This window comes from Cellulomonas hominis, assembly GCF_005239125.1.
GTDB classification, from domain to species: domain Bacteria; phylum Actinomycetota; class Actinomycetes; order Actinomycetales; family Cellulomonadaceae; genus Cellulomonas; species Cellulomonas hominis_A.
In genome coordinates this window covers 1-4,942 of record NZ_SZYE01000232.1, presented here as the reverse complement: position 1 = coordinate 4,942, position 4,942 = coordinate 1, and the positions used below count along the sequence as shown (strand labels likewise).

6 protein-coding genes are annotated in these 4,942 nt (G+C 74.3%); all 6 read right to left on the bottom strand.

What is annotated here, in order from left to right:
* Window positions 1-1,110 (bottom strand): chromosome segregation SMC family protein (locus FA014_RS17775; RefSeq protein WP_154730960.1); only part of this gene is annotated, 1,110 nt, incomplete at its 3' end.
* Window positions 1,111-1,158: 48 nt separating this feature from the next.
* Window positions 1,159-1,590, bottom strand: coding sequence for a nucleoside-diphosphate kinase (gene ndk / locus FA014_RS17770; RefSeq protein ID WP_154730959.1), 432 nt, complete (start codon window positions 1,588-1,590; stop codon window positions 1,159-1,161).
* Between the two features lie 22 nt (window positions 1,591-1,612).
* On the bottom strand, window positions 1,613-2,071 hold the full coding sequence (locus FA014_RS17765; protein ID WP_154730961.1) for a DUF4233 domain-containing protein: 459 nt from the start codon (window positions 2,069-2,071) through the stop codon (window positions 1,613-1,615).
* Between the two features lie 15 nt (window positions 2,072-2,086).
* The gene (locus FA014_RS17760) at window positions 2,087-3,787 is read right to left on the bottom strand and encodes an MDR family MFS transporter (protein WP_154730958.1); all 1,701 of its coding nucleotides are present in this window, start codon (window positions 3,785-3,787) and stop codon (window positions 2,087-2,089) included.
* 123 nt (window positions 3,788-3,910) lie between these two features.
* Window positions 3,911-4,522 carry a TetR/AcrR family transcriptional regulator gene (locus FA014_RS17755; protein WP_195969353.1) on the bottom strand — a complete coding sequence of 204 codons (612 nt, stop codon included), beginning with the start codon at window positions 4,520-4,522 and terminating at the stop codon, window positions 3,911-3,913.
* A 58-nt stretch (window positions 4,523-4,580) separates the two neighbouring features.
* The coding region (locus tag FA014_RS20825) for an HPr family phosphocarrier protein (protein ID WP_154730956.1) at window positions 4,581-4,942 on the bottom strand (362 nt) is incomplete at its 5' end.

Here is a 4,942-nt window from a genome sequence, read left to right as displayed (position 1 = left end):
CGCGGCGGCGCCCTCGGCCTCCTGGCGAGCGGCCTGCGCGTCCTCCAGCGCGGCGCGGGCGGCGTCCACCTCGGCCGTCAGCTCCGCCTCGGCGGCCCGCACCCGCTCGGCCTGCCGCTCCAGGTCGTCGGGGTCCTGGCCGCGGGTCGGCTCCGGACCCGCGCTGCCGAGCAGCCGGGCGCGGTCGGCGGCGAGCGAGGCCGTGCCGCGCAGGCGCTCCCGCAGCGAGGACAGCCGGTACCAGACGTCGGACGCCTCGCCGAGCGCGGGCGCCGCCTCGGCCGCCTCCCGCTCCAGCGCCGCGAGCCGGACCCGCGCCGCGTCCAGGGCGGCCTCCGCCTCGGCCCGGCGGGCGCGCAGCGCGGTGTCGTCGGCGGTCTCCTGCTCGAGCTGCGCGGTGAGCTGTGCCAGGTCGTCGGCGAGCAGCCGGGCGCGGGCGTCGCGCAGGTCGGCCTGCACCGTCTGCGCGCGACGCGCGACCTCGGCCTGGCGGCCGAGCGGGCCGAGCTGGCGGCGCAGCTCCGCCGTCAGGTCGGTGAGCCGGGTCAGGTTCCCCTGCATGGCGTCGAGCTTGCGGAGCGCCTTCTCCTTGCGCTTGCGGTGCTTGAGGACGCCCGCGGCCTCCTCGATGAACCCGCGCCGCTCCTCGGGGGTCGCGCGCAGCACGGCGTCGAGCTGCCCCTGCCCGACGATGACGTGCATCTCCCGCCCGAGGCCGGAGTCGGACAGCAGGTCCTGGATGTCGAGCAGCCGGCACGCGCGGCCGTTGATCGCGTACTCGGAGCCGCCGTTGCGGAACAGCGTCCGCGAGATCGTGACCTCGGTGTACTCGATCGGCAGGGCGCCGTCGGTGTTGTCGATGGTCAGCGCCACCTCGGCCCGGCCGAGCGGCGGGCGGCCGGAGGTGCCGGCGAAGATGACGTCCTCCATCTTGCCGCCGCGCAGCGACTTCGCGCCCTGCTCGCCCATGACCCAGGCGAGGGCGTCGACGACGTTCGACTTGCCGGAGCCGTTCGGCCCGACGACGCAGGTCACCCCGGGCTCGAGGTTCAGCGTCGTCGCCGAGGCGAACGACTTGAACCCGCGCAGGGTGAGCGTCTTCAGGTGCACGGGCCGCAGCCTAGTGCGGCCGCGGCCCGTGCCCCGGGAGGTGGTGGGTCAGGCCGCCAGGGCCGGGAACCACAGGGCGATCTCGCGGGCGGCCGACTCCTCGGAGTCCGAGCCGTGCACGAGGTTCTGGGTGACCTTCAGGCCCCAGTCGCGGCCGAGGTCGCCGCGGATGGTGCCGGGGGCGGCGGTGGTGGGCTCGGTGGCGCCGGCCAGGGACCGGAAGCCCTCGATGACGCGGTGGCCCTCGGCGACGACGGCCAGGACCGGGCCGGACTTCATGAAGTCCACGAGGGGCTGGAAGAACGGCTTGCCCTGGTGCTCGGCGTAGTGCTGCTCGAGGAGGGCGTCGTCGGCGGTGCGGAGCTCGACGGCCACGAGGGTGTAGCCCTTGGCCTCGATGCGGCGGAGGACCTCGCCGGAGAGTCCGCGGCTCACGCCGTCGGGCTTGACCAGGACGAGGGTGCGCTGGATGTCGCTCATGCCCCGAACCCTAACGAACCCGTCAGGGCCGCGGGGGCGCGGCGGGCGGGTCCTGGGCGGCGCGGGGCGGGAGGCCGCCCTGCGGGGTCTGGTCCGGGTACTCCGCGTCGAACGCCGCGCGCTCCCGGTCGATGCGGGCGCCCAGGCGCAGGGACACGAACCAGAGCACCGCGAACAGCAGACCGAGCGCGAACATCAGCGGGATCACGAACCCGCACGCGATGACCAGGACCTGCGCCACCGAACCCGCCACGTACCCGCCGGGGGCCGTGACCAGCCGGGACAGCACCACCAGCACGACGAACACCGCGCCCGCCACCGTCCAGAGCGCCGCCGGCGACGCCGCGACGACGCCGGCCTGCGCCAGCCCGTACGCCGTCAGCGCCGCGAACAGCACCAGCACGCCCTCGAGGACCAGGATCATCGAGGTGAACTGGGGCTTGGCGGGGCGCTTCTGGCGCACGGGCCGGGAGGAGTGCATGCTCACCCGCGCAGGCTACCCGCGGTCGTCGGCGGAGCTGTGGTCCGGGCCCGCGCTCGCGCCCGGGGCGGACGCGGTCGCGCTCGGGGTCGCCCCCGTGGCGCCGACGCCGGCCGAGACGGTCGCCGGCGCAGCCGGTGCACCCGCGGTCGCCTCGCCGCGCGCCACCATGCCGGCGACGTCGGAGAGCTTCACCTCGCGCAGGAACAGCGTGAGCACGAAGCCGACCGCGAGCAGCGGCACCAGGTACCAGAACGCCGGAGCCAGCGCCTCGGTGTAGGCGGTCACGACGCCGTCGTGCAGCGGCGCGGGCAGCTGGGACACCACGGCCGGGGTCAGCGACTCGGCGGAGCCGCCGGCGTCGACCCCCGCGGCGCCGGCGCCCGCGAACACGGACTCCAGCCGCTCGGACAGCCGGGTGGTGAAGATCGTGGAGAACAGCGCCGTGCCGACGGCCGCGCCGATCTCGCGGAAGAAGTTGTTCGCCGACGTGGCGGTGCCGAGCTCGTGCGGGTCGACCGAGTTCTGCACGGCCAGCACGATCGTCTGCATGACCAGGCCGAGGCCCGCGCCGAGCGCGAAGATCATCGCGCCGAACAGCACCATCGACATGTCGCCGGTGATGGTGGTGAGCCAGGCCAGGCCGAGCGTCGTGATCGCCATGCCGGTGATCGGGAACGCCTTGTACCGGCCGGTCCTCGTGATCGCGAGGCCCGAGGCGATCGAGGTGAGCATGACGCCGACGGTCATGGGCAGCATGAGCAGGCCGGACTCGGTGACGCCGGAGCCGGTCGACATCTGCAGGAAGGTCGGCAGGAACGCCAGCGAGGCGAACATGCCCATGCCGATGACCAGGCCGATGCCGGTGGCGAGCGTGAACGTCGGGTTCCGGAACAGGCGGAGCGGCAGGATCGGCTCGACGGCGCGCAGCTCGACGAGCACGAACGCGACGGCGGCGACCAGCGTGCCGACCAGCAGGCCGACCAGGCGCGCGTCGGACCAGTCGTAGCCGCCCTCGCCGGACAGCGAGGTCCACGAGGTCACCAGGACCAGGCCCGAGGTGGCGAGGGTGAGCAGCACGATGCCGGCGACGTCGAGCGGGCGGTTCGACCGGTGGCTGGGCAGCTTGAGCGTGAACCAGGCGGTGATCAGCGCCGCGATGCCGATGGGGATGTTGATCCAGAAGCACCAGCGCCAGTCGGCGTGGTCGGTGAACAGGCCGCCGAGCAGCGGGCCGGCGACGGCGGAGACGCCGAACAGCGCGCCCATCGGGCCCATGTACTTGCCGCGCTCCTTGGCGGGCACGATGTCGGCGATGATCGCCTGCGACAGGATGATCAGGCCGCCGCCGCCGAGGCCCTGGACGCCGCGCCAGATCACCAGCTCGAGGAAGCTCTGGGCGAAGCCGGCGCCGGCGGACGCGAGCGTGAACAGGCTGATCGCGACCAGGAACGGCCAGCGCCGCCCCCACAGGTCGCCGAACTTGCCGTACAGCGGCATGACGATCGCGATCGCCAGGATGTAGATCGTGACGACCCAGCCCTGGTGCTCGACGCCGTTGAGCTCGCCGACGATGGTGGGCATCGCGGTGCCGACGATCGACTGGTCGAGCGAGGACAGCAGCATGCTGGCGAGCAGGGCCCCGAAGATCAGCCACACGGTGCGCTGGTTCAGCTCCACCAGGGGCTTGTCGGGGGCGGGGGCGGCGGTGGCCATGGTTCCTCGTCCGTTCTCGTGCGGGGGACCGCCGCGGGCCGCCCGGCGGGTGGCGGCGGGCGACGCCGTCCTCGGCGGGGGTGGGGTGCGGGTGCGGTGCGGTGCGCGGGGGCGCGCCGCGGGTCAGGTGGTGCGGGAGAAGATCGCGGTGAGGTCCGCGACGACCGACGGCAGGTGGTCCTGGACGTCGCCCGCGGCGCCGGCCGAGTCCCACCGCACGAACGTCGCGTGGGCGAGGCCGAGCAGCAGGGCGCCCACCAGGGCGACGGTCGACTCGTCGGCCGCGTCGCCGAGCCGGCGCCGGACCAGGCCGGCGATCTCGTCGTGCAGGCCCTGGACGTGGGTGTAGGCCCGGAGCATGAGCTCGGGGTGGCCCTTGGCGAGCTCGAACGCCCGCTCCATCCGCTCCTTGCCGAGCGGCGGGTGGTCGAGGGCGCTCGCCGTGAGCGCCTGCATGTCCGCGAGCAGGTCGCCCGTGGGGCCGCCGGTGGCGAACGCCTCCGCGGCGGCCGGCGCGAGGTGCCAGTGCTCCATGCCGAGCACGGCGTCGTCCTTCGACTCGAAGTAGTTGAAGAACGTGCGCACGCTGACGCCGACCTCGGCGCAGATGGCCTCGACCGTCACCCGGTCGAGCCCCTGCTCCGCGGCGAGCCGGTGGGTGGCGTCGACGAACGCCTCCAGGCGGGCGCGCTTCTTGCGCGCCCGCAGCCCCTCCGCCTCCACGACTTCTTGCACGTCCTGCATTATTGCAGAACGTGAAGAGTTGTCCAGGGCAACGGTGGTGCGAGGACGGTCACACCTCGCCGAAGCCCTCCTCGACGGCGCCGACGAACGCGTCCACCGCCACCCGGGCCTGCGGGCCGGTCGCCGACACCTCGAGCGTGCGGCCCTGGGTCGCGCCGAGCTGCATGAGCTCCAGCACGCTCGCGCCGTTCACCCCGTCCACCTGCACCGCGGCGTCGAAGCCGGCCATCATGCGCGCGAGCACCGCCGCGGGCCGGGCGTGCAGGCCCATCGGGTTGCGGACGACCACGTGCGCCGTGATCGGCGTCGCGGTGTCCCCCGCGTGGTGCGGCTCCGGGACGACCTCCGCCGGGGCCGCCGCGCCGGCCGCCGGCTCGACCTGCCCCGCACCCGCGGCGTGCGGGAACCCCG